At 39.1% G+C, this 25,066-nt stretch carries 20 protein-coding genes and 1 tRNA gene; 13 read left to right on the forward strand and 8 right to left on the reverse strand.

Going from position 1 to position 25,066, the window contains the following annotated elements:
* The 5 genes from B4C08_RS03975 to B4C08_RS03995 all read right to left on the reverse strand — a co-directional run.
* Positions 1 to 977 (reverse strand): Clp protease N-terminal domain-containing protein (locus tag B4C08_RS03975; protein WP_296663138.1); only part of this gene is annotated, 977 nt, incomplete at its 3' end.
* A gap of 60 nt (positions 978 to 1,037) precedes the next feature.
* Positions 1,038 to 2,219 carry a hypothetical protein gene (locus tag B4C08_RS03980; protein WP_296663141.1) on the reverse strand — a complete coding sequence of 394 codons (1,182 nt, stop codon included), beginning with the start codon at positions 2,217 to 2,219 and terminating at the stop codon, positions 1,038 to 1,040.
* Positions 2,220 to 2,339: 120 nt separating this feature from the next.
* Positions 2,340 to 2,561 carry a hypothetical protein gene (locus B4C08_RS03985; RefSeq protein WP_295797493.1) on the reverse strand — a complete coding sequence of 74 codons (222 nt, stop codon included), beginning with the start codon at positions 2,559 to 2,561 and terminating at the stop codon, positions 2,340 to 2,342.
* A gap of 38 nt (positions 2,562 to 2,599) precedes the next feature.
* Positions 2,600 to 5,584 carry an insulinase family protein gene (locus B4C08_RS03990; protein WP_296663144.1) on the reverse strand — a complete coding sequence of 995 codons (2,985 nt, stop codon included), beginning with the start codon at positions 5,582 to 5,584 and terminating at the stop codon, positions 2,600 to 2,602.
* Positions 5,581 to 6,855 (reverse strand): flagellar motor switch protein FliG, encoded by a 1,275-nt coding sequence (locus tag B4C08_RS03995; protein ID WP_296663148.1) that lies wholly within the window; start codon positions 6,853 to 6,855, stop codon positions 5,581 to 5,583. Before B4C08_RS03995 ends, B4C08_RS03990 begins: the two co-directional genes overlap by 4 nt.
* Positions 6,856 to 7,006: 151 nt before the next feature.
* On the opposite strand from B4C08_RS03995, the gene B4C08_RS04000 reads away from it, so the two are divergent.
* The gene (locus B4C08_RS04000) at positions 7,007 to 8,494 is read left to right on the forward strand and encodes a Do family serine endopeptidase (RefSeq protein ID WP_296663150.1); all 1,488 of its coding nucleotides are present in this window, start codon (positions 7,007 to 7,009) and stop codon (positions 8,492 to 8,494) included.
* A gap of 292 nt (positions 8,495 to 8,786) precedes the next feature.
* Positions 8,787 to 9,356, forward strand: a complete 570-nt coding sequence (locus B4C08_RS04005; RefSeq protein WP_296663153.1) for a manganese efflux pump MntP family protein — start codon at positions 8,787 to 8,789, stop codon at positions 9,354 to 9,356.
* Between the two features lie 12 nt (positions 9,357 to 9,368).
* Here the strand turns inward: B4C08_RS04005 and B4C08_RS04010 are convergent, their stop codons facing one another.
* From B4C08_RS04010 to galT, 3 genes are read right to left on the reverse strand one after another with little or no spacing between them, the layout of a single operon-like run.
* Complete coding sequence (locus tag B4C08_RS04010; RefSeq protein ID WP_296663155.1) at positions 9,369 to 10,367, reverse strand: hypothetical protein; 999 nt, start codon at positions 10,365 to 10,367, stop codon at positions 9,369 to 9,371.
* On the reverse strand, positions 10,354 to 11,391 hold the full coding sequence (asnA, locus tag B4C08_RS04015) for an aspartate--ammonia ligase (protein WP_295797512.1): 1,038 nt from the start codon (positions 11,389 to 11,391) through the stop codon (positions 10,354 to 10,356). Before asnA ends, B4C08_RS04010 begins: the two co-directional genes overlap by 14 nt.
* A gap of 41 nt (positions 11,392 to 11,432) precedes the next feature.
* On the reverse strand, positions 11,433 to 12,941 hold the full coding sequence (galT, locus tag B4C08_RS04020; RefSeq protein ID WP_296663158.1) for a UDP-glucose--hexose-1-phosphate uridylyltransferase: 1,509 nt from the start codon (positions 12,939 to 12,941) through the stop codon (positions 11,433 to 11,435).
* A gap of 410 nt (positions 12,942 to 13,351) precedes the next feature.
* Between galT and B4C08_RS04025 the strand changes: the two genes are divergently transcribed.
* The 11 genes from B4C08_RS04025 (at position 13,352) to B4C08_RS04075 (ending at position 25,013) form a co-directional block, all read left to right on the forward strand.
* On the forward strand, positions 13,352 to 14,191 hold the full coding sequence (locus B4C08_RS04025; RefSeq protein ID WP_296663161.1) for a DNA/RNA non-specific endonuclease: 840 nt from the start codon (positions 13,352 to 13,354) through the stop codon (positions 14,189 to 14,191).
* Positions 14,192 to 14,243: 52 nt separating this feature from the next.
* Positions 14,244 to 15,422 (forward strand): CapA family protein, encoded by a 1,179-nt coding sequence (locus B4C08_RS04030; RefSeq protein ID WP_296663164.1) that lies wholly within the window; start codon positions 14,244 to 14,246, stop codon positions 15,420 to 15,422.
* Positions 15,413 to 18,004: a helicase-related protein gene (locus tag B4C08_RS04035; RefSeq protein WP_296663167.1), complete on the forward strand. Its 2,592-nt coding sequence runs from the start codon at positions 15,413 to 15,415 to the stop codon at positions 18,002 to 18,004. The genes B4C08_RS04030 and B4C08_RS04035 overlap by 10 nt, the downstream gene beginning before the upstream one ends.
* A gap of 178 nt (positions 18,005 to 18,182) precedes the next feature.
* Positions 18,183 to 19,148 (forward strand): Rpn family recombination-promoting nuclease/putative transposase, encoded by a 966-nt coding sequence (locus B4C08_RS04040; protein ID WP_296663171.1) that lies wholly within the window; start codon positions 18,183 to 18,185, stop codon positions 19,146 to 19,148.
* 105 nt (positions 19,149 to 19,253) lie between these two features.
* Positions 19,254 to 19,326, forward strand: a tRNA-Met gene (locus B4C08_RS04045).
* Between the two features lie 185 nt (positions 19,327 to 19,511).
* A complete protein-coding gene (argF, locus tag B4C08_RS04050) occupies positions 19,512 to 20,462 on the forward strand; it encodes an ornithine carbamoyltransferase (RefSeq protein WP_296663174.1) in 951 nt (316 codons plus the stop codon).
* A gap of 22 nt (positions 20,463 to 20,484) precedes the next feature.
* Positions 20,485 to 20,928 (forward strand): hypothetical protein, encoded by a 444-nt coding sequence (locus B4C08_RS04055; protein WP_296663177.1) that lies wholly within the window; start codon positions 20,485 to 20,487, stop codon positions 20,926 to 20,928.
* A 95-nt stretch (positions 20,929 to 21,023) separates the two neighbouring features.
* Positions 21,024 to 22,007 carry a DHH family phosphoesterase gene (locus B4C08_RS04060; protein ID WP_296663180.1) on the forward strand — a complete coding sequence of 328 codons (984 nt, stop codon included), beginning with the start codon at positions 21,024 to 21,026 and terminating at the stop codon, positions 22,005 to 22,007.
* A gap of 352 nt (positions 22,008 to 22,359) precedes the next feature.
* Positions 22,360 to 23,274, forward strand: a complete 915-nt coding sequence (locus tag B4C08_RS04065; protein ID WP_296663183.1) for a hypothetical protein — start codon at positions 22,360 to 22,362, stop codon at positions 23,272 to 23,274.
* A gap of 60 nt (positions 23,275 to 23,334) precedes the next feature.
* The gene (gene rdgB / locus B4C08_RS04070; protein ID WP_296663186.1) at positions 23,335 to 23,985 is read left to right on the forward strand and encodes an RdgB/HAM1 family non-canonical purine NTP pyrophosphatase; all 651 of its coding nucleotides are present in this window, start codon (positions 23,335 to 23,337) and stop codon (positions 23,983 to 23,985) included.
* On the forward strand, positions 23,982 to 25,013 hold the full coding sequence (locus tag B4C08_RS04075) for a glycosyltransferase family 4 protein (protein ID WP_296663189.1): 1,032 nt from the start codon (positions 23,982 to 23,984) through the stop codon (positions 25,011 to 25,013). Before rdgB ends, B4C08_RS04075 begins: the two co-directional genes overlap by 4 nt.
* Positions 25,014 to 25,066: the final 53 nt, after the last annotated feature.

Genomic DNA, 25,066 nt, shown 5'->3' on the forward strand with positions numbered 1-25,066 from the left:
GCGTCTTTTTCAATGTACTTGCGGTATTCGTCAAGAGTTGTAGCACCAATAACGTGAATTTCCCCACGGCTCAACGCTGGCTTTAGCAAGTTTGAAGCGTCCATTGAACCTTCGCTTGCGCCAGCCCCAACAATCGTGTGAAGCTCATCGATGAACAAAATTATCTGTCCTTCAGACTTTGTAACTTCAGTGATTACAGCTTTTAGCCTCTCTTCAAATTCACCGCGGAACTTTGCACCGGCAACAAGGCTTCCCATATCAAGGGAAAGAAGACGCTTGTTTTTAAGACTTTCAGGCACATCTCCGCTTGCAATTCGGCGTGCAAGACCTTCAACAATCGCAGTCTTACCAACGCCAGGCTCACCAATCAGAACCGGATTGTTCTTTGTTCGGCGGCACAAAACCTGCATTACCCGGCGGATTTCTTCATCACGGCCGATAACCGGGTCAATCTTGTCCTGACGGGCGCGCGCAGTTAAATCCGTGCAGTATTTTTCCAAAGAACGCATCTTGCTTTCCGGATCCTGGGAATCAACACTTTGGTTTCCGCGAACGGACTTCAGGGCTTCAAGAACTGTATTCCTGTCGCAGCCTGATTTTCTCAAAAGCTCGCCAACATTGTCGTCTGCCTGAATCATCGCAAGAAAAACGTGCTCAGTAGAAAGAAACTGGTCTTTTAAAGAAGCCATTTCCTTTTCTGCCTTGGCAAGAACTTTCTGCGCACTTGAAGACAAAGACATTTGCGTCTGGCCTTTCACAACAGGATATTTGTCCAATAAGTTTTCAAGATTTGTTTGCAAAGAAGAAGGCTGAAGTCCAATCCGTTCAACTAACGGAGGAATCATTCCGTCTTTTTGATTAAGCATGGCATACAAAAGATGCTCATTGCCTATTTCGCTGTGGTCTCTTTGCTGGGCCAAGCTGCTTGCGCTTTGCAGCGCATCTTGCATTTTTAATGTCATCTGTTCGTAGTTCATAAATTTCCTCTAAAAAGGAATATACAAATTTCCGAACTAAAAAGCAAATTTTTTTAAGGATTATTTTTCTGCGGTTTCAAGATTGCCGTATTCGCAGATGCACTTGGAGATGTCAGCCTGTTCCAAAAGCTCAAGATTTTTCTTCATTTTTTTATACAGCTTGAATTTTCCAGTTCCAGAGCCGCTTGCAAGAATCCGCATAACCTTCCTTCCGCCAGCAGGACTTTCAAAATCGCGCAGAGACATTTCCTTTGTGTTGCAGAAAATATCAATGTCAATTACATAACGCCTGTCGTGAACGCTAACAGACCAATGCAGCTTTAAGCCTTCATCTTCTGTTCCATTCATTTCCTGGCAGTCATAGCTTATCTGATTTTTTTTCAGCTTGTTTGCATGAAATTCAATATTTTTTCCTTCAATTGAAACAAGCACTGAAACTTTATTCTTGTATTCGCCCTGAACCGCAAAAACAGAAGCGTCCAAAAGCCGCCCAGAAATTTCACTTGTAAAATTCGAAGAGCTTAAATGGAAATACGGAGAAGAAAAATCCCTGCCCCAGTTTTTATCATAATATCCAAAAGAATTCCGCGGATTCACATTGTACTCTTCATTGTTGAAAATTATTGTGCCGGAAAAATCAGTCTTGCCGCCAAGAACAGCCCAGTTTATGTCTTTTGTTCTGTAGTCTGAAGAAAACGAAATGCTCCGTGAAAACTTTAAATTCCAAGACATAGTGCCAGAACTTCCCATATATTCCGGATGCGCACGCAAATCTTCGTCTGTAACTTTTATTGCGCCCGAAGTATAGTCATGCGCCAAAATGCAGGCTGGCAATTCTTCCTGCTTGGCTGAAATTATATATTCGCTTTTTTTTGCAGATAAGATTTCGGACGGAAAATAAGAATTCATCTGGCTTGTGCTTAAAGAAAGAACTCCAGCTTTTATCATAAAAAATGAAGGTGAAACATAAGTTTGAGAAGTGAAATTCTTTGCAGTTTCAGAGCCTGCCAAAACGTACTGAAAATCTTCTGTAGACTTGTTAAAACGGTTTTTAAATCCAAGCACGCATTCTTTGGGAGACAAGGCGGGGTTCACAGCGTAAAATTCAATGAAGAAAGTTTTTTCTTCGCCGGAAACTGAACTTACAGCGTTTGTAACAAGCCTCCAGCGGTCAAAACCATTTTTTCTAAGGGAACCTTTTAATTGCAGTTTTTCATTACGGCAAATTTTTTTTGCAGCCATATATCTTCCCACCAAAAACAAGACACAGCCAGCACTAAAAAAAGCACGGCATTTTCTAGCAAACTTAAATAAATATTTTACAAAGATTACCTTAGGTTTATTTTCGGCAGGAAGCAGTGTTTATTTAAATATTTTCTTTAGAGAATCTTTGAATTCAGAATTGTCTAGCGGAAAGTGCTGCTCCAAGAATTCAAAGCAGTTTTGCGCGCCGCGCTGAACGTGCTCATACCAAATTGAGTAAAGCTCCGGTTCAATTTTTTCGCTAGGGAAAGGCGCGCCCTGAACATCAGAAACAAGTTGTCTCATCAATCTTGTTAATTCTTCTACGTTTTTGTTGGTCATTTTTTTCCTTCATTTTTAAAGCAGATAATATTTTATTATTATAGTGAAATTCTTATTATTTTTCCACTTATTTTTTTAATTTTATCAGAAATCATGTCTTTTCCACAGATTGCAACTTTTCTTCCGCATAAAACAGCATCCTTGTAACGGCAGACTGATTTTTCAATGTCGTTCTTTTTGAGGTTCAGCAAATTTTTTATTCTGATTTTATCAAGAGAAAGAGAAATTCCATAAAGGCATCTCATAAGTCCAGTTCCGCCTCTCATAGCAGGTGTGTACGGCTCAATTTCGTCTGAATAAACTCCGGCAATGGCTTTTTTTATGTCGTCAAAAGAGAATTCATCTTTTTCAAGAAGCGGAAGCTTTTCTTCAAAATATTCAAGAGAATCAAAAGGCTTTGGGTCGCGGTATGTGGCAAAGCAAGTTGCGCCGCTTGAACTTTGAACAGAAAGAAAAACACCGTATGCTCCGCCGCTAGTTCTAATCTGCTTCCACAAGTCGGAAGTTTCAAGCAGATGTGAAAAAACTGTGTCCGCCATGATTTCTTTTCCTTTTTCTCCAGAACTTTTTACAGCGGCAGAAGCAAAGCCTGTGTTTCCCGGCACAACAAAAACTTCATCCACACAAGGATTTTTCTCGCAGTAAATTTTTCCAGAAAGTTCAGTCTGCTTAAAAAATTCTTTGTCGGAATTTTTTTTCTTTGGCTTTGGAAATTCAAGGCAAAGATTTTTTGCAAGAAAAGCAAATCCTTTTTTAGCCGCAGCAATTCCTGAAGTTCCGGCTGTTACATGAAAAAGAGAACCGCTTGAAATTATTTTTTTATAAATCGTCTCAAGCCTTTCAGAAATTTCAGAAAGTTTCATTTTTTTTATTTCATTTATCGCAAAAACAGAAGTAAGGCCGTCCTTAATTTCTTGAACAGCACACGAACGGTTTAAAAGCCTGCAGGACCTAAGCATTGCAAAATAATGTCCGCCAGGAACAACAGACGCATTTAAACTGGAGCACAAGCCGTTTACAATTGTCTTAAGCCTAGATTTGTCTGAAAAATCAATTGAAGAAATAATTTCGCTTGCAAAGTCAAAGGCTTGCGCGGATTTTTCTTCTATAAACTTAAAATGAATAACAAGCCACTCACGCCCAATTATAAGCGGATTTTCTGCGGCAAGTTTTTTGGAATATTCTGGAACTTTCGCGCTTCGTATATAAGCTCCAAAATCTCCCATGATCCTGTCGGAATAAGAAATTGTTTCTTCCCAAGATCTTTTTTTTGTTCCAAGCCCTGAAATGCAGCTAGAAAGCAAAGGAAGAAATTTGTAGTCCGCAGGCTCAAGGCGGTCAATAGGAAAAGAAACAGAAGCGTAGACAATTCCGTTGCAGGCTTCTTGATTTATATAGAAAGGAATTTTTTCGCACGAAGTTTTTCGGGTTTCAATTTTTTCAGCAGGATTTTCAAGCTCTTCAATATTAACAGCAGGAATCAAATTTTCATTTTCCACACTGGATTGAAAAGCATGAAGTTTTTCAAGTAAAAGAAAAACATTCTCTTTCCCGATTTTTTTATAAAGGCAAGATGCAAGTTTTTTTTCTTTTTCGGCTCTATCAAGGCTCCATTTTTCAGACGGCGAAACTGTTACCAAAGTTTTATTTTTATTTTCAACAAAAAATTTCTGTATAAGATTTTTTAAATATTCTGGCTCGTCTTTTATTTTTTTCTTTATCTGCTCAAAAGATTCAATAAAAGCAAGCGCGTCTTTTGGATCTGCTCCGTAAGTCCAGGAACGCAAAACACGCTTAAGAAGAACAAGGGAATACGGACCATGAGACGGAGATCTTTTTACTTCTCTTATTGAAAAATCAAAGCTCATAAAACTGCGCTCAATGTCTTCTTCTTTTATTCCATTTTCAGCAAGCAACTTCATAGAATCATCAATGCAGTTTTGAAATTCCTGAGCCTCTTCCGGCTTAAGTCCGTTCATGCCGACTGCTATGGAAAAAAATCTTGAGCTTATGCTGCATCCTGTTTGCGGCGCAATATCGCAGCCTTTAAACTTATTCAGCAAAAGTTTTATAACTGGCGCAGAATCGTTTCCCAAAAGAAGCTCAGACAAAAAACTTATTTCCATTGGAAGTGAAAAAAGATTTTCCTTTTCCGCGGAATCTCCGATTTTCCAAACCAAGGCCATTGTGTTTTTTGAATCCTCTGCAGGACCAAAAGCGTCAATCCGTTTTTTCATTTTTACAAAAGAATTTTCAGAATCAAATGAATATTTTTTGCCAGAAGATTTTATGTTTTTAATTACATTTTCGTTAAGAAAATCCAGCTGTTCTTCTGTTGGAATGTTTCCGTATAAAAACACAAGACAATTTGCCGCGCAGTAATATTTTTTGTGAAACTCTTTAAACTGCTCATAAGACAAAGTTGGAATTTCCAAAGGATCGCCGCCGGAATCTTTTTCATATCCAGTGCCAAGAACAGAAGCATTTAAAACCGCGTCGGTCGCAACAGAATTAAAAGACGAATAGTTTCCTTTCATCTCGTTAAAGACAACTCCCTGAATTACAGGATTTCCGTTTTGGTCAGTTTCAATTCGCCAGCCTTCCTGCAAAAAAGTTTCAACATTTAAAATCGGAAAAAAAACAGCGTCCGCATAGACAGACATCAAATTAAAATAATCAGTTTTTATAAGAGAGCTTGCAGGAAAAACAGTTCTGTCTTTTGCGGTGTAAGCGTTAAGATATGTATTTATGCTCTGGTTTCTAAGCTGAAGAAACGGATCTTTTATCGGAAACTTTTTTGAGCCGCACAAAACGCTGTGCTCAATAATATGCGCAACTCCAGTGCTGTCTTTGCAAGGAGTTCTAAAGGCAAATGCAAAAAGATTTTCTTCATCGTTGTTCAGAATATGAAAAACTTCCAAGCCGGATTTTTTATGCCGCAAAAAAATTCCTTCTGAATCGTAATATGGAATTTTAAAAACATCCAAAACTTCAAAGTCTTTGTAAACATCATTTTTTTTCATACATAAACCTCGCCTTCATCTCTTCCTAAAACACGCAAATCTCCGTTTTCCCAAGCGCGTCTAAGAACGGAATAAAACGATGAAGTTATTTTTTCGCTGTCGGATTTTGTCAAATGATGAATCATGCTTTCTTCATCAAGAACAACGCGTCTTCTGTTCTTGGAAACATTTGAAAGAATTTTTTCTCTAAACGCATCATTCTTTCCATAAATCAAAATTGCAATGTCGCGGTCTTCCATGTCATGAAGATAATTCTGAATAAATCTGTCATCTGAACCAATAACATCTTCTTCTGTAAAAAGCCGTTTGCGCAAATCTTCGCCAAGCTCTGGATCCTGCTCGCTCAATGTATTGATAATTGAATTTTCCGCAGAAGGATTCATTCTCTTTAAAATCTGGGCAAGCACTCCGCGTCCGTCCATGTTCTGCGAATTTTCTGTGTTTTGGGTAAGAAGCTTTTCGTGCAGGCTCTTGTCAATTTCAGCAAGAACTTCCGGAGCAACAGGCTTCATTTTTGCAAGACGCAGGACAATCTTTTTTTTGTCATCAACGTCCATTAAATTTATTACTTTTGCAGCTTTTTTAGGCTCAATCTGCGAAAGAACAAGCGACTTTACAGCATCAGATTCTCCATCAATCAAAACTTTAATTCGCTCAGCATTCGCATCCGAAAGATAGTCAAAAGGCTTTCCGTCCGGATACTTCACAGATTTTTTGAGCATATCCTCAGCTTTTTCAGAACCGTAAGCCTTGGTCAAAATATTCCGCGCAGTCTCAAGTCCGCCTTCTTCCCTAGCCTTTTCAACAAGAGATTCAAATTCCTCAAGAATCGAAGCTGACTCTTCCGGCGTGATTTTTTGAATTGAAGCGATTTCTGGAATTATTTTTTCTGTCTGCTCTTCTGTCAAATGCGGAAGAATTTTCGCAGCCTCATCAATTCCAACTATCACAAGGAATTTTGCAACTCTTCTATATATATTATCTTTTTCTGTTGAAGAAGCCGGAATCTTTACAAGTCCGCCGCTCGTAAGATTTTTTGCCGCGTCTTTTACATCATCTGATGTCGCTGATTTTTTCTTTTCAAACCAAGTTCCAGTTTTTGCCGCGATTTTTGCCTGCTCTATATTTTGCCTTTCCGCATTCTCTTTGTTCTGCTTTTCAATTCTGTCTATTGCTGAATTGACATTTTCAAAAACCGGCTTATGGACAAGTTTTTTATTCTGACTGGCTCCAGCTGAATAAGCGTTAAGCCTGTAATCTTGTAAATTCATAGGAACATTTTAATTTATGATATGATTTTTTTCAATTTGAATACAATATTTTTTTTGAAAACTATGTAACTCTTTGCAAAATTTGTTTATTATTTTAGTAAAGAAATTTTTAGCATAGAAAACTTCAAAAATCAGGAGGTTTTAGTTTAATATGAAAAACTTAGTGAAGAAGATTGCGTACATAGCCGGAGCCGCAGTAATGGCAGCCGGAATATTTTCGCTTTCATGCAAAGTGAACAAAGGCTCAGCAAGCGTTGCTTTTGCAGAAACACCAGCTGCGCAAATTCCGCAGGACTCATTGGCAGTTACTCAGGCTTTGCAGGATTCATTCCGTTCCATAACTTCCCAAGTGCTTCCGGCTGTTGTAGAAGTTGATGTAAAAGAAACTACAAAAGTAAAAACATTTTCCCCATTTAAGGATCTTCCATTTTTCTTTGGTCTTCCACGCGATGAAGAAGAAGGAGACGGAACAAAAGAGCTTGAGCAGTCTGCGCTTGGCTCTGGTGTAATCGTAAGAAGAACAGGAAACACGGTTTATGTTCTTACAAACAACCATGTTGTAGGAAACGCCACTTCAATAAAAGTCAAGCTTAACGATGAGCGCGAATTTGAAGGAAAACTCGTTGGAAAAGATGAACGCATGGACATTGCCCTTGTTTCATTTGAAAGCAGCGACAAGTCAATTACAATTGCAAAGCTTGGAGACAGCAACACAATTCATCAGGGAGACATTGTTCTTGCACTTGGAAGTCCTCTTGGATATTTTGCTTCTGTAACACAGGGAATTGTAAGCGCAACAGGCAGAAGCGGCGGACAAATCGGCTCAATCAGTGACTTTATCCAGACTGATGCGGCAATCAACCAGGGAAATTCAGGCGGTCCGCTTGTAAATATTTTTGGTGAAGTAATCGGTATAAACACCTGGATTGCTTCAAATTCCGGCGGCTCACAGGGACTTGGATTTTCAATTCCAATCAACAATATAAAGGAATCAATAAACCAGTTCATTGACAAAGGAAAAATAACTTACGGCTGGGTCGGAATAAGCCTCGTTGAAACTACAGATGAATACAAAGAGCAGCTTGGAATAGACAAAAAACAGCAGGGTGCACTTGCAAGCCAAGTATTCCTTGACGGACCTGCGTACAAAGGCGGAATTCTTCCAGGCGACTTTATAATCGGGCTGAACGGACACGATATAAAATCCGTAGACCAGCTTATCCGCGAAATCGGGGGCATTCCAGCAGGAAAAACAACAACTATAAAAGTTCTGCGCGGAAAAGCAACAAAAGAAATTTCTGTAAAGATTGATGAGCGCAACGAAGAAGTTTCTGCAAACGACACAAAGCTCTGGCCTGGATTTGTAGCTTCTCCGCTTACTTCAGATTTAAGAAAACGCCTCAATATTGAAAAAGAAAAAGTTGAAGGCATAGTTGTTGCAAGAGTGTTTGAAAAATCCCCTGCCGCAGCATTAAGGCTTCAGGAAGGAGATATCATCTGTGCTGTAAACGACAAGAAGGTTTCAAGCCTTGAAGAATTCTATGCGGCTTTAGACACAAATTCAAAGAAAGAAATATGGTACGATGTGTATAGCAACGGACACGTTGTAACAACAGCAAGATACAAAATCGGAAAGTAAAGCAAAAAAATTCTTCTTGCTTAAAAATGTCGCGCCTGCCGCGGCATTTTTTGTTTTTGTAAAGACAGCTTTTCTGAAAAAGTTATTTTTTTTTGATTATTTTTTTGCAAAATAAATGTAACCAAAACAAGAGATTTATGTTGTTATTATTGAAAGACAAGAGACCTCTTACTTTCTTCATAAGAACTCCTTTTTCAAGCTCCAGCGGGTGCTGGGGCTTGTTTTTTTTACAAGGCAACTGAAAAATTAAATTACCTTTACACAACTTTCTTTCACAAATATAATATCCGCCATGTCTGTATTGGAATTGTTTATTTTGGCTGTAGGATTAAGCATGGATGCCTTTGCAGTTTCAATTTGCAAGGGACTTGCAGCAAAAAAAATTTCAGCCAAAGAAATGTGCATTGCCGGTGCCTGGTTCGGCGGATTTCAGGCTTTGATGCCGTTTTTGGGTTGGATTCTAGGCTCAAGATTTAAATATTATATAGAAAACTTTGATCATTGGATTGCATTTCTTCTTTTAGCCGTAATTGGCGCAAACATGATCCGAGAATCATTCTCTAGCGAATGTGAAAAAGTTGACAATTCATTTGCTTTAAAAACAATGTTTGTAATGGCAGTCGCCACAAGCATAGACGCGCTTGCAGTCGGAATAACATTCGGCCTTTTGCTTGACAATTGGAAAGAAATAATCCTTGCAAGCCTTTTTATCTGCTCAATAACATTCTGTTTTTCCGCAGCCGGAGTAAAAATTGGAAGCGTATTCGGAAACAAATACGAAAAAAAGGCAGAAATTGCAGGCGGAATAATTTTAATTTTAATAGGAATAAAAATTCTTTTAAATCACCTTGGGATTTTATAATTAAAGATTGCACTAAAGGATTTTATAATCAGGACCTTCCGCCGACTCAAAAACTTTTAAAGAGCAGCTTTCCATCGTGACATTTTCGCAAAAATCCGCAATATTCATTGAACAAGGAGAAAGCAAGTCGTCTGGATTGTAAGAAGTTTCAACAACGCTTTCTTCATTTTCACATGCAAGGCGGCTAAAAGCTCCGTTTAATCTTACAATATCTTTTACAGCGGCAAAAAGATGCATTTTGTTTTTTTCTTCAAACTTTTGCTTTAAAAATAAAAGCTGAAGTTTTTCAATCGCTTTGTGTCCTGCAAGTTCCGGGTCAAACCCAGTTTCAAACGAGCAGTTGCTGCAAAGCTGAAATTCCTCAAAGTCAGAAAAAAATGAAGAGGCTTCTATTTTAAGCGCATTTATAACACTGAAAAACCAAGGAACTGCCCTTCCCGCTGAATAAAATGTCTTGCAGGCAAACGCCATTCCTCTGGAAAAATCAAGGTCTTTAGAAGAATAAATTCCAGTCGGTTTTGGCTCGCGGTACGGCTTTTCTTCTATCTGCGGAAAATCAATGTGGTTTGGATAAAGTGAAACTGCAAAATCAAGGCGGCTGCGGAAATTTTTGAAAGTGTCGCCAGTTTTCATTCCCCAGTCCATGTTAAAGCCAAACACAAGCCCCGCTTCATTTAAAAGCCGAGCCTTCTGCGAATAAAATTTCTTGTCGAATAAAAGCGCGCCGTTTTTTTCTGTTCCGTAAAAAGGAATTTCCAAGGAACAATATATTTCTTCAAATTCCTGCACAAGCGTTTTGTCAAGAATTTCAGGGGAAACCAAAATTGAAACAAAAAGCTCCGGGCAGAACTTTTTTATCTGGCTTATAAGGCGAAGAATTCCGTTTTTATCATGCGAAAACTGACTGTCAGAAACAGAAAGTTCTGTGATTCCTTGCCTTTGAAATTCCGAAAGAGTTTCAAATATTTTTTTTATTGAAAAGACAGAAAGAGACGCCTTAGAGGATTGCAATTCCGTGCTTCTCACATTCATCTATCATGGAATCCGGCCAAATGCTGACCTGAGTTTCCCCGATATGGGCTTTGCGCAAAAAGTACATGCACAAGCGCGACTGTCCGATTCCGCCGCCCATTGTCTGCACGAGAGAACCGCTCAAAAGCTTTTTATGGAAATCAAGTTCCGCACGTTCCGGACAACCTCGTTCCTTTAGCTGGGCAACCAAAGATTCCTTGGAAACTCTTATTCCCATTGAAGAAAGTTCCATTGCCTGATTCAAAACAGGATTCCAGACCAAAAGGTCTCCGTTAAGTCCTGTGTGTCCGTCGCCACTTTCTGTAATCCAGTCGTCATAATCTGGAGCGCGTCCGTCATGGATTGAGCCATCCGGAAGTTTTCCGCCAATTCCTATTACAAAAATTGCTCCGTGTTTTTTGCAGAATTCGTTTTCACGCTCTTTTGGAGTAAGTTTTGGATAAAGTCTGTATAAATCATCTGAATATACAAAAGTAATTTTCGGCGGAAGAATAGGAGTAATTTCTTCGTATCTGTCATAGACAAAAAATTCAGTCTGCTTAAGAACTCTGTAAATCCGCTCAACAGACTCGCGCAGGAACATTACATTTCTGTCGTTTTCATCGATGTGCATTTCCCAGTCCCACTGGTCAACATAAAGCGAATGAAGATTGTCCAAAGTTTCGTCCGCGCGGATAGCATTCATGTCTGTGTAGATTCCAAATCCGCAGCCAAGTCCAAGCTCAGAAACTTTCAGACGCTTCCATTTTGCAAGCGAATGAACAATTTCCATTTGGGCATCTCCCATGTCTTTCACAGGGAACTTTACAGGTCGCTCAACTCCGTTCAAATCATCGTTTATTCCAGTGCCTGATTTTACAAACAAAGGAGCTGTAACTCTTGTAAGCCCAAGCTCCGTGGAAAGCGCAAGCTGAAAAAAATCCTTCAGCAAAACAATAGCTTTTTCAGTTTCCTTTACGCTAAGCAAAGGCTTGTAATTTTCTGGAATATACAAATCAGGCATTTTAGTCTCCGTACATGAACTTATTTTAGAATCTCCACATACTACAACGATTTTATAAATTTTTCAAATGCTTTTTTACCTTCTGGATTTCTTTTGTAAACGCCGGCGTCTTCAAGAACTTTTGCAAATACAATTCCAACTTCATCCTGAAGAATTTTGCCAACATTGCCTTTTGTTATGCTGCTGTACTTTGGAACAAAAGATTTTACCCAGTCGTAATGCTTTCCAAGAACTTCATCTGCGCTAAAGTCTGTTCCGCTCAAAATGACATCTTCCAAGCCGGCAAGTTCTTTTTTTAACCTTGACGGAAGAACTGCAAGTCCCATAACTTCAATCAGCCCGATATTTTCCTTTTTTATGTGGTGAAGCTCTGCGTGCGGATGGAACACACCAAGCGGATGTTCGGCTGTAGTTATATTGTTGCGCAAAACCAAATCAAGCTCGAATTTTCCGTTTTTCATGCGGGCAATCGGCGTGATTGTATTGTGCTTTTCACCGTCAGTTTCAGCAAAAATAAAAGAGGCCTCGTCTGAATACGCTCTCCATTTTTCAAGAATTCTATCGGCAAGAAGACAAACTTTTTCAGAATCATTTCCGTCCAAGCGGATTACGCTCATAGGCCATTTTACAATTCCGCAGTCAACGTCATCAAAGCCCGCAACTGTGAATTTTTCTTCAACAGGAGCTTTTGCCATAGGGAACTCGTAGTTTCCGCCCTGAAAATGGTTATGAGAAAGAATTGAGCCGCCAACAATCGGCAAGTCGGCATTGCTTCCGATTATGTAGTGCGGAAAAAGCTTTACAAAGTCAAAAAGATAGCGGAAAGTTTGAGGGCAGATTTTCATTGGCTCATGCTCGTAGCTAAAGACAATGCAGTGCTCGTTGTAGTAAACATAAGGCGAATACTGAAGCCCGAACATTCTTCCGTTAAGCTCAACAGGAATAATTCTGTGGGTCTGGCGCGCGGCATGGTTTACGCGTCCTGCATAACCTTCGTTTTCCTTGCACAAAAGACAGGCTGGATAACCACCCTGCTTTGCATTGCGTGCGGCAGCGATTGCCTTTGGGTCTTTTTCAGGCTTTGAAAGATTGATTGTAATGTCGATGTCGCCGTATTCGGTGCTTGCCTTCCATTTTAAGTCCTTGCAAACTCTGTAGCGGCGGATATAGTCTGTGTCCTGGCTGAATTTATAGTACCAGTCGGTCGCATCCTTTGCGGATTTTTTATAAAGCAAATTGAATTCCGCCTGAACTTCTGAAGGACGTGCAACAAGGCAGGACATAATCTTTGTGTCGAACAAGTCGCGGTAGACAATGCTGTCTTCTATGAACTTTTTTTCCACAGCATAGTCCAAGAGGCTTTTTAGAATATTTTCAAGCTCGCAAAGTTCCACGGAAGGCACAAATTCCGCCTGCTGCTCGTTTTCAAATCCATCAAGAGCAAAAAGCTCAAGCAAACGGTTCTTTGTATAAACAACATCTTCTTTTTTGATAAGACCAGTTGCAAGACCATAGCCTGCAAGGGAATTAATAGATTCGTAAATATTCATACTGCGATTTTAAAATGATTTTCCCCAGCTGTCAAACAGACTTTCACCAAGGTGCGCAATCAGTTGCACAAAAAAAACAGTTGTCTTATTTGTCATTGACGTGCTTGACACGGCAATCTGTTGCAAATTTTTACAAGATTATCGGGTCAAGCTCGATAATGACAGGAAAATATAAAAATGGCAATGACAAGAAAATTCGACATTCAAAGTAAATAAATGCCGGAACGGAAGCGAAAATGCAGAATTGGAGTAATTTGCTGTTTTTTTTTGCCGCATGGCATACAAAGAAAATTGCAACCCTAGCCAATTATGTTTTTCCGCTGAAAGTGCAGTCATTTATGTTTTTTACAATGTTTACTTATTGAAAACAGTTGACATACACGCTTTTAGAACTAAAATAGCTTTTCTGTATGAACTTTAAGCATAAAACAATTCTTGCAGCCTTGCACATTTTGATTGTAGCGGCTGTTTTTTCGCAGGAAATATCAGAACTAGAAATTCCGCTATGCCATGCCACTTCTTGCGGCGAAAACACAGGCGACCACGAAGTCCACAGATATTCAGGGTTTTCACTTTGCTTTAGGAACAGCTACAAGGACGCTGAATGGGTAAGCTACACGCTCACGCAGGAAAAGCTCATAAAAAATGCGCGGCGGACAAACAAATTCACCGAAGACAAGAATATTTCAACAGGAAGCGCGAAACTTTCAGACTACAAGGCAAGCGGATATGACAGAGGACACCTTGCGCCGGCAGCAGACATGGCTTGGAGCGAACAGAGCGAAAACGAAAGCTTTTTAATGAGCAACATGACACCGCAAGTTCCGCAGTTCAACAGGGGAATTTGGAAAGAGATTGAAGCCCAAGTAAGAAAATACGCGCAAAGCTTGGACTTTCTGATTGTAGCGACAGGCCCGGTCCTTGAAAAACAGCCAGAGGAATACAAATCCATAGGACAAAGCAAAGTCCGTGTCCCCGAATATTTTTACAAAGTCCTTCTTGCAAAAGACAAGAGCGGAAACTGGCAGTCAATAGGCTTTATAATTCCAAACGAAAAGAGCGAGCATGACATTTTTTCGTACAAAGTCTGCGTAAACGAAGTTGAAGAAAGAACATCCATAGATTTTTTCAGCGCGCTAGAAGATTCAATTGAAGAAGAAGTTGAAAGCCAGACAGAAAATATGTTTACACAAGATTATCGGGTCAAACCCGATAATGACACTAAATTGAACCTAATAATCCAAGACTGATAACAACGATAAAAATTGCAATTTTCAGAGGTTGACTATATAATTTCTATCAATGAAAAGAGTGTTTATTACCGCAATCTTTCTAGCGGGGCTGCTGTTTGCTTCATGCGAATCCTCAAAAGTAGAAGAGCCTAAAGTAAATGAATTTGAAATAAAGGAAGACGAACTTGTTACATCTCAAAACTTTCTGGACGGAAAACTTTTGCTTACTTTTGCAGGCGACATAATGGCGCATTCCGAAAACACAAGGGGAAACTTCCAAGACATTTACACGGAAATTGAAGACATTGTAAAGCAAGCTGACTTTTCATTTGCGAACCTTGAAACTTCCGTGGACAACAAAAAAGAATATTCTTCATATCCAAGGTTCAGTGTAAAAGAAAAATATGCAGACGCCGCAATAGAAGCTGGATTCAATGTGTTCAGCCTTGTAAATAACCACTGCAATGACTTTGGAAAAGCGGGGCTTGAGTCAACCAGAAAGTACTTTGAAAAAAAGCAGAACCAGCTAAACGCACAGAACAAGGAGCTTTATTTTGCCGGAATCAAAAAAAACAAAGGAGAGCAAATACAGTTCATTCCGATTGAAAAAGACGGATGGAAAATTCTTTTTGCCGCGGTAACAGAGCTTGCGAACCAGTGGCTCGATATGGAATACTTTGATTTTCTTAAGCCCACAAAAAAAGAGCGAGAGAAATTCCTTGAGCTTATAAAGCAGAAAAAGGCTGAATGCGACTTGCTGATTCTAAGTTTTCACTGTGCGGAAGAAGAATATGTTCTGACCATTGCTGAAAATCAAAAAAAATTTTATCATGCACTTATTGATTCTGGCGTTGACGTTCTTTGGATAAACCATCCGCACGTTGCAAAAGACTGGGAGCTTATAACTTACGATGGAGTTCCTAGGAAAATTATTTTCTATGCAATGGGAAACACTATCAGCGGGCAAAGAAGAAATCCTGAATTTTCGAATCCGGCCAACAGAAGAGAATACACCGGGGACGGCTATATTTCGCAAGTTGCATTTGAAAAAGATTGTGGCAAACCTAAAATTTCCTGGGTGAATCCAGTTCTTGTTACGACGCTGATTACAGATGAGAAATATTTCGTCATAAAAAAGCTGAATGATGAATTTCTAAATACACTGGAAGAAACTTCAAAATGGAAACCGTATCTTTCAGAACGAAAAAGACTTATGGAACAAATAAAAGGAAAAACTAGATGTCAATAAACTACAAAAACCTTCCTGTATATGAGCAGAAAGAAAGAATCCTTGAAGCGTTAAAAAACAATCAGGTTATAATAGTACAAAGTCCGACCGGCTCTGGAAAAACCACGCAGCTTCCAGTTATACTGCACGAGGCCGGATATTCGCAGACAGGAACAATCGCCGTAACCCAGCCAAGAAGAATCGCGGCGTTAAGTGTAAGCGAATTCATTGCAAAGCAGCTCAAGACAAAATATCCAGGGCTTGTTGGATACAAAGTACGCTTTGAAGACAAGACCGATCCTACAACAAAAATAAAAATAATGACAGACGGAATTCTTTTGCAGGAAATGAAGCTAGATCCTTACATGAGCAAGTATTCTGTTATCATGGTGGACGAAGCGCATGAACGCAGCTTGAACATAGACTTTGCGCTTGGACTTTTAAAAAGAATTCTTGCGGTGCGCCACGACTTTAAAGTAATAGTAAGTTCCGCCACAATGAATGCAGAAAATTTCAGCAGATATTTTGGCAACTGCCCTATCATAAATATTGAAACACAGACATTTCCTGTGGCGATGGTTTACGATCCGCCTGAATCCAAGCCGACCACAACAACAGAAGCCGGAGTTGAAGCAATCCTTGGCAAAATAGAAAAGACAATCGACCGTGTGCTAGACAACAAGGAAACAGGCGACATTCTTGTGTTCCTTCCGGGCGAAAAAATAATCAAGGACTGTATGCAGCGTCTTTACAATTCCACATTCAGAAACAGAATCCACATTGTTCCGCTTTACGGAAGGCTTCCAAAAGAAGAGCAGGAACGGGTTTTTGACAACGCTCCATTCGGAAAAAAGAAAGTTGTTCTTAGCACAAACATTGCTGAAACCTCTATTACAATAAACGGAATTACAACTGTAATCGATTCAGGGCTTGCAAAGTTGAATTTCTACAGTCCAAAGACATTTACTTCAAGTCTTGTGGAAACTCCAGTAAGCCGAGCAAGCTGCAGCCAGAGAAGAGGAAGAGCCGGACGCACCTGCGAAGGAACTTGTTACAGACTTTATTCACGCAAGGATTTTGAAAGCAGGCAGGAATACACAACAGAAGAAATTTACAGAACAGACTTGAGTGAAGTTGTTCTGCGCATGGCGGAGCTTGGAATAACAGAATTTGAAAAGTTCGATTTTATTTCTCCTCCCGGACACGAAGGACTTGTTGGAGCTGTGAACACATTGAATATGCTTGGTGCGCTTGAAAAAGACGGCTCCCTTTCCAGCATAGGAAAGCTCATGGTTCAGTTCCCGCTTGAGCCTCGCATAAGCCGAATAATTGTAGAAAGCATAATGCGTTATCCAAATGTAATGGAAGAAGTTTTGATTGCATCTTCATTCTTAAGCGCGCAGTCTCCGTTTGTGCTTCCCGTTGGAGAAGAAATGGATGCACGGCAAGCACACCATTCATTTAGAGACATGCAGGGAGACTTTGTTGCCTACGTAAAAATGTTCAGGACTTATTCAGAAATGAAAAACAAGGAAGCGTTCTGCAAAAAAAATTACCTTGACGAGCGCGTAATGGCTGAAATCCAGAACATAAAAATTCAGCTTGAAGAAATCGTGTCGCAAAAGCTTCAGCTTCCAGTCTTGCGCAACGGAAACATGGAAGACTACCTTTGCTGCATTGGTTGCGGAATGATTCAGTTTGTATGTGTGCGCGAAGGAAGAGAAAATTACAGAAGCCTTACGCAGGACCACATTTCAATCCATCCCGGCTCCTCGATGTTCAAGGCGAATCCAATTTATATTGTAGCCGGAGAAATTGTTAGAACAAGCAGAATGTTCGCAATGAGTGTTTCGCCGCTAACAAAAAAAATCCTTGAGCAGATAAGTCCGGGACTTGAAGAAAAGCTAAACAAAATCCGCGCGGAAAAAGAAAAGGACAGAGCAGAAAAAGCCCAAGCCTCAAAAGTCTCAAAAGACTCAAAGAAAAAAGAAAAACAGGAAAGCAAAAAAAGCGCGAAAAAAGAAGACAAGAAAAAAGACGAAAACGCAGTTTCGTTCGGAGGAGAATCATTCGAATGCAAAAAAATCAAAGGCAAAAAGACACTGCTTCTTCCGTGGAACGAATTTAAAAGCGCAATTTCAAAGGAAACAAACGAAAGCCTTTTGAACAACATTGCAGGAATGAAAGGCATAATTCTTATGAAGGGCGGATTCAAGCTTCTTTCCGGCGAAAAAATGGAAGTCATAATGAAGATTGCAAAAACGCTCAACTTGAATCCGCTTGATGAAAAGTCATGGCCACGCAAGCTGAACATAAACATCTTTGAAAACGGCGGACTTGAGCAGCTAATAAAAAACATTGACTTTGCGATGCGCATTACAGTTGCAAAATCAGCTTCAAAGGAACTTGGATTTGTCTGCCTGTTCACGGACGGAAACGGAACTTACTGGTTCAAGGTTTCAAGAGGATTTACAACTGCGCTTAATGAAAGCCTTGCTTCTCTTGAAAAACTCATTGACGACACAAAAGATTCAGAACTTGATATTTCAAGAAAAGAAAAAATCAATATGCTTTACAGACTTTTAGACGGAATGTATAAGTAAATATTGAAAATTTTTACTTTTTATAAATCCCATGAAAAATCATGGGATTATTTTTTTAATCATAAAACCTTAACAAACTCCTGCTGTTCATAAAAACTCTTCAAAACCGTGCAGTTTTTGCATTTTTTCGGCAATAAATAGTTATCATAGAAAACTTCAACAAAAACAGGAAGGAAAAATGCAAAGACATGAACTTACACCAGCCCAAAAATGGGAGCGGCTCACACTCGCCGACAACTTCATCTTCTGCAAAGTCCTTGAGGACAATCCGGAAGTCTGCAGGCATCTCATTGAGATTCTCCTCAACATAAAAATCGACAGAATCGAAAAGCCTGCCGCAGAAAAATCACTTAAAACCGACTTCATCTCGCGCGGAATAAGATTCGATGTCTATGTCAAGGACGGAAACGGACGCTCGTTCGACATAGAGATTCAGACCACGCGCAGCACTTCCCTGGCAAAGCGGGCGCGGTATTATCAGGGGCTGATGGACGTTGACAATGTGCAGCACGGCTCCGGCTATGACGTGCTTAATGAGAGCTACGTTATTTTTCTGTGCTTGGGAGACGCGTTCGGAAAAGGATTTCCAGTGTACACATTCCGATACCGCGCCGACGAGGACAAGGACTTTCTGATGGACGACGGAACAGTAAATGTCTTTTTCAACGCGAAAAAGTATGATACAATGAAGTCCGAGGAGCTGAGAGCATTTTTCAAGTATCTCTGCGGAAAAGAGCCTAGCTCCGGTTTCACAGACAGGCTCTCCGCGCTGGTCGAGCGTGTAAAAACAAACGCGCAGTGGAGGCACAGGTTTATGACATGGGAACAGGAAATGGCCATTCAGTCCAATGAAAAAGCAAAAGAAATAGCCAAGGAACTTGCAAAAGACATGGCTAAGGATATTGCTCAAGATATTGCAAAGAACATGGCTCAAGATATTGCAAAAAACATGGCTCAAGATATTGCAAAAAACATGGCTAAGGACATGGCACAAAATATTGCAAAAGAAACTATTGCTAAAAATTCGACTTTAACTGCAAAAAAACTTATAGAGATGAATCTTTCTATCGAAAATATAGTAAAAGCCACAGGACTTCCATTAAAACAAGTACTAGAACTAAAAAAAGAATCAGAAGCATTTTAAAATGCATAAATGATAGATATTTTACTTAACTTTTACAAAAGTTGATAAAATTTAAAAACTGGTATTGACATATTTTTAGTGGCGTGCTATATTCTGTTCATTCGTGGTGGCATAGCCCAGTCGGTAGAGCAATGGACTCATATTCCATGTGTCATAGGTTCGATCCCTATTGCCACTATAGAATTAAGCACTTCAGTTTTCTGAGGTGCTTTTTTTATTTGGGCTAAAAACAGCTTAGCGCAATCTGTTTCAGCATAGAATAAAAGATGTATAAATATACATAAAAACTGTACCATTTTGCATAAACAGTTGATTTTATACACAATTAATCTTATAATCATAATTCAAAATGGAGGAAGCAAGATGAAGGCAGAAAAATTCAAAAGCCCTTTCAAAGGAAGAAGCCTTTTAAACTGGATAGACTGGAAGCCAGAGGAAATCAGCCAGATTTTAGACTGGGCCTTTCAAGTAAAAAAAGAATCCCATGCAGGCGAAGTCCACCAGAGATTTTTAGGGAAAACAATCGCGCTCATTTTTGAAAAACGCTCAACACGCACAAGATCTTCATTTGAAACTTCATTCGGCGAAGAAGGCGGCCATCCTGTATTCATGTCAACTGACGATATTCAGCTCGGCGGAAAAGAAAGCGTGCAGGACACAGCGAGAGTTCTTGGAAGAATGTTCAGCGCGATAGAATTCCGCGGATTCAAGCAGTCCCATGTTGAAGACCTTGCAAAATATTCAGGGATTCCTGTTATAAACGGACTTACAGACGACTTCCACCCTACTCAGGTTCTTGCAGATATTATGACGCTAAAGGAAAATTTTGGGCATTTAAAAGGACTTTCACTTTGCTTCTGCGGAGATGGACGAAACAATATGGCTCGTTCTCTTATGCTGATTTGTTCTAAGTTCGGAATTAATTTCAGCGTATTTGCGCCAAAAGAACTTTCGCCTGATAATGAAATACTAAAAATCTGCGCGCCATTTGCAAAGGAATCTGGAGCAACTATAACTGTTTCTGATAAAATTTCAGTTGTCAAAAATGCAGATTGCCTTTATACTGATGTTTGGGTTTCCATGGGTGAAGAATCGCTTAAAGAAGAGCGCGTAAAATTGCTTCAGCCATACCAAGTGAACAAGGCGCTTATGGAAGCAACTGGCAAGCCTGAAACTATATTCCTGCACTGCCTCCCTGCTGTAAAAGAACAGGAAGTTACAGAAGAAGTCTTCGAAAGCAGCGCAAGCAAGGTTTGGGATCAGGCGGAAAACAGAAAGCATACCATAAAAGCCATTATGCTCGCGCTTATATAATAGAATAAATTCGGAGGAATTCATGAAGAAGTTTTTTGCCGCGGCAGTTCTTGCTCTTGCAGTTATGTTGCCAGTAGTTTCACAGGAAAACAACGAGCAGACAAAGCAGCCTGTATGGAATCACGGAGACAATGTATCTACAATTTCTTATCAGAATGTAAGAATCTTCAAAATTTATGACCAGAAAGACGCTTATGTTGTGCTTTACGAAAAACAGGGCATAGACATCGGAACTGCGGTTCTTCCAAAAAAATGGTTCAAAAATGAAGACGGAGCTAGAAAGCTCAATTTCAGAACTATGCCAAAAGGTCTTTCTCCATACATGACTGTAATAAGCCAAAACGGTGAATTCCTAAAAGTATGGATTACAGCTCCTACAAACCGTTTCAATTCACTTTGGGCAATTGCACCTAGCGGAATGCAGATTGACGGAACTGACGCAGACTCGCTTACTCTTGACTACTAGAAAAATTAGCAAGTAGAAAAACACATTTTTTAGTAAGGAGACTTGATTCTGGAAATTTCAGGGTCAGGTCTTTTTTAATTTCAGGCAGGAAAAATATGATTCTTATTTCAAAAGACCAAATTTCAAAATTTAAAAGTTTTTTAGATTCCCATGAGAGTTTCATTATTGCAGGACACAAAGAACCGGACGGCGACTGCATTTCAAGCTGCATAGGACTTTCATTTATTCTGGACAAATTCAACAAGCCTTACATAATGCTTAACGCCGGACCTTTTAAAAGAAACGAAATAAAGAAATTCGCGCCAAAATTTAAAAATGCACTGCCCTTTATGACGCAGAACGAAAGAAATTCATGCGGACTTATAATCGCGGACTGTTCGGAACTTTCAAGGCTCGGCGATATTGATGGAGATTTAAAAGGATTCAGCACATTTATAATCGACCACCACAAAACAGCCGATGTAAAAAATTCAGACAACATAATAGACCCGACTTCACCGGCGGCAGCTTGCCTTGTCCAGCAGCTTTTTGAAGCGATTGTCGGAAAACCTTCGAAAGAACAGGCGGATATTTTTTTCTTTGGAATGGCGACTGACACAGGATTTTTCAAGTATCTTACAGAAGACAGCGCAGAAGTTTTCAAGGGAACGGCAAGGCTTGTTGAATCCGGCGCAAACCCAAGAAAAATTTATCAAGAAATGACAGGCGGAAAGCAATGGAACACAAGAAAACTTCTGGGAATTATGCTAGACCATGCGGAACGGCATTTCAACGGAAAACTTGTTGTAACTTTTGAAACAATGGACGATACAAGAAAATTCGGGCAAGACGGCCGGGACAGCGATGCTTTTTACGCGCTCATGCTTGAAGTTGAAAATGTAGAGGCTATTTTGTTCATTCGGCAAGAAACAGAATTTTCATGCACACTGGGATTCCGTTCAAAGGAAAAATGCGACGTTAGCGCAATTGCTTCTAAATTCGGCGGCGGCGGACACAAAAATGCTGCCGGAGCGAGCACAGAAGGAAAAATTGAAACATTGTTGCCTTTAATCCTAAAAGAATTCTCAAAAGTGCTTTAATTTTTCTTCCATAAGATAATAAGACAAAAGAAAAAGCTTCCAGAAATGGAGGCTTTTTTGTTAGTTTTTCTGCAATATTTTTTTATCAAATAACAGAAAATAACAAAAATCCTGTTATATTTTGAAAAAACTTACAGCCGCTAGTTATTTTTTCAGCTATAAAATAGCAAAAAATCAAGCAAAACACGCAAATTTCACGTAATTTCACTTGGCATAAATATTGCTATTTTTCTTTCACAAGTTTGCGTCGCAAACTTCCTTATCAACTGCATATTCTCATTTCATTGCGAATATGCTTAAAAAGTCAAATCGGAAATTGGAATTTCCTCATTGACTTTTTATAGGAGAAATTATGAGTGAAAAAACTACGGCGGAAGTAAGAAAAATCTGGAAGGATTTCAGCGAAAAAAAGACAAGTGAAGAGGAAGCAAAGAATTTGCTTTTGGAATTTATGTTCAGGCGGAAATTTGAACTGGGACTTGCAAGCATGAGCGAGGATGATTTTTCAGATTTTCTTGTTTATATGGCAGAACATTTCATCCATATCCTAAAAAAGTACAATCCAAAAATAAGCGATTTTTCCACTTACATTTATGGAGTTTTGCAGGCATCGGCTTTTTGGCGAAAAAGGAAACAGTTCTTGGCAAACGAAAAAAAATCTTTTTGCGAAACTTTAGTTGTCGAAGAATCTAGTTTCATTCTTGAGAATGAAGAAATTTATTTTGAAAATGAAATGACAACAGAAGAACTTTACAAAGTTGCAAAGAAAAATCTTGAATATTCGGCTTGTTCAAGGCATTCTGAAAGAAAAACAAAAATCAGCGAAAGTTTTACAAAAGAACTCTGTCTTGTTCTTGCGCTAAAATCTTGTTACAGCATTACGGATCCGCTTGTTGAAAAAGTTTCCGCCGCCACAGGATGCAGCAAGGAAAAACTTAGAAAAATGATTATGAGCGCAAAAGAATCAATTGAAAAAAAGGAAATGCGTTTTCATAATTTATTTAAAAGACGAAATTTTGCATATTATCATAGAAAGAAATTTTCAATGCAAAAACAAAGAGAAGCGCAAAAAGAATCAGCATGTACTGAATACGAACTGCAAAAATTCAACTCGCATGACCAAAGATGGCGAAAATCGATTGAAGAACTTTCAAGGCAAATTCCTGTTCCCACAAACATAACGGTTGGCAGGCTTCTTTCAATGAGTCCGCGCCATGTTGCTTTCCTTGTCTCAAAGGCAAAGGAAATTTTCAACGGAGACGAATAGAAAACTACAGAAAACTGCCATTCTCTCGACAACAAGCATTTAAAATGCTATTCTTTTGGAATGAAAATTTATCTTGCAACCGGAAATTTTAATAAAAAACGTGAAGTCTCGGAGCTTTTTCCAGAGCATACAATTGTAATTCCAAAGGACGAGGGAATTGACTTTGATCCAGAAGAGACCGGCTTGACTTTTTACGAGAACAGCCTTATAAAAGCAAAAGCCTTGTGGGAAATTGTGCGCTCCCCTGTTCTTGCTGACGATTCTGGAATTTGCGCAGATGCACTGAACGGTGCTCCAGGAATTTTTTCTTCGCGTTATGCAGGACCGGATTTTATGAAAGGAAAACCTGATGGAAAGAAAATTCCTCAGGAAGATCAGAATAAATTTTTAATTCAGCAAATAACAGATTCAATTTCCTCTGGAAAATTTCAAAAGCGGACAGCGCATTACACTTGCTCAATGGTTCTTTACATGGGAAATGACAGGCTTTTTGTTGTGCAGGAAACAATGGAAGGTGAAATTGTTGAGAAACTTGAAGATGCAAGAGGAACTGGCGGATTCGGATACGACCCGATTTTCTATCTTCCTGAACTCGGAAAGACTGCCGCAGAACTTACAGCAGAACAAAAAAATGCGATAAGCCACCGCGGAAAAGCTTCACGCCTCATAAAAAAAATAGCAGAAAATATTATTTGCGACGAGGGAAAATGAAAATTGCAGTTGACTGCCGAATGAGCGGAAAAAGCGGAATCGGAACTTTTTTAGACGAAATTCTTCCATATTTGAAGAGCAGCGAAAACGAATTGTTTTTATTCGGCACAAAAGAAAGTACTCCTTGCAATGTAAAAACTTTTTCACTGAAAGAAATGTTTCTATTTCCGAAAGAACTTTTAAAAAAAATAAATTTGTGCGATGTTTATTTTTCGCCATATTGCAATATTCCGGGCGGAATAAAAATTCCTGTTTTTTCAACAATCCATGACATCGTTTTTCTTGATGTAAAAGGACTCTGCGGAAAAGCTGGAGTTATTGCAAGAAAATTTTTCTATAAACGCGCTATAAGAAAATCCAAGGAAATTTTTACAGTTTCAAATTTCAGCAAGGAAAGAATTGAAAAAGTTCTAAAATGCAAGAAAAAAATTTCGGTTGTCTACAACGGTCTTCCAAGTTATATGGAAAAAAAATGTTCAAATGTGAAAAAGGACAACTCCATAATTTTTATCGGAAACATAAAAAAGCATAAAGGACTTTCTGTTCTGCTTGAGGCTTTTGAAAAGTTTTATCAGCTTGAAAACATTGCGGAAAAGCCAAAACTTTTAATCGTTGGCTCTCAGGACAATTTCAGAACAAAGGACAACAGCATTTCAGAAAAAATCAGCGAGCTGAATTCAAAATATTCTAATTCAATTGAATTCACTGGATTTGTTGAAAATGAAAAATTGCTGTTGCTTTTAAGCCAGGCAAAATTCTTAATTCAGCCATCGCTTTATGAAGGATTTGGAATTCCGCCGTTGCAAGCACTTTACTGCGGAACAAAAGCCGTTATTTCTGACATTCCAGTTTTCAAGGAAATTTATGATGGATTTCCAGTTGTCTTTTTTGAAAGCGGAAACAGCAATGATTTATGCGAAAAAATGCAAAGAACTTTTTGCGATGAAAGTCCGCTTGGAGAAATTCCTGAAAAATATTCCTATAAAAAAACAGCATCTTTGATTTTAAGTGAAATAACTAGAAAATAATGCGTTTTTATGTGTAACAATAGACAATTTCGCTTTTTTCCTTTATATTAGAT

Source organism: Treponema sp. UBA753 (assembly GCF_002297325.1).
Lineage (GTDB): Bacteria > Spirochaetota > Spirochaetia > Treponematales > Treponemataceae > Treponema_D.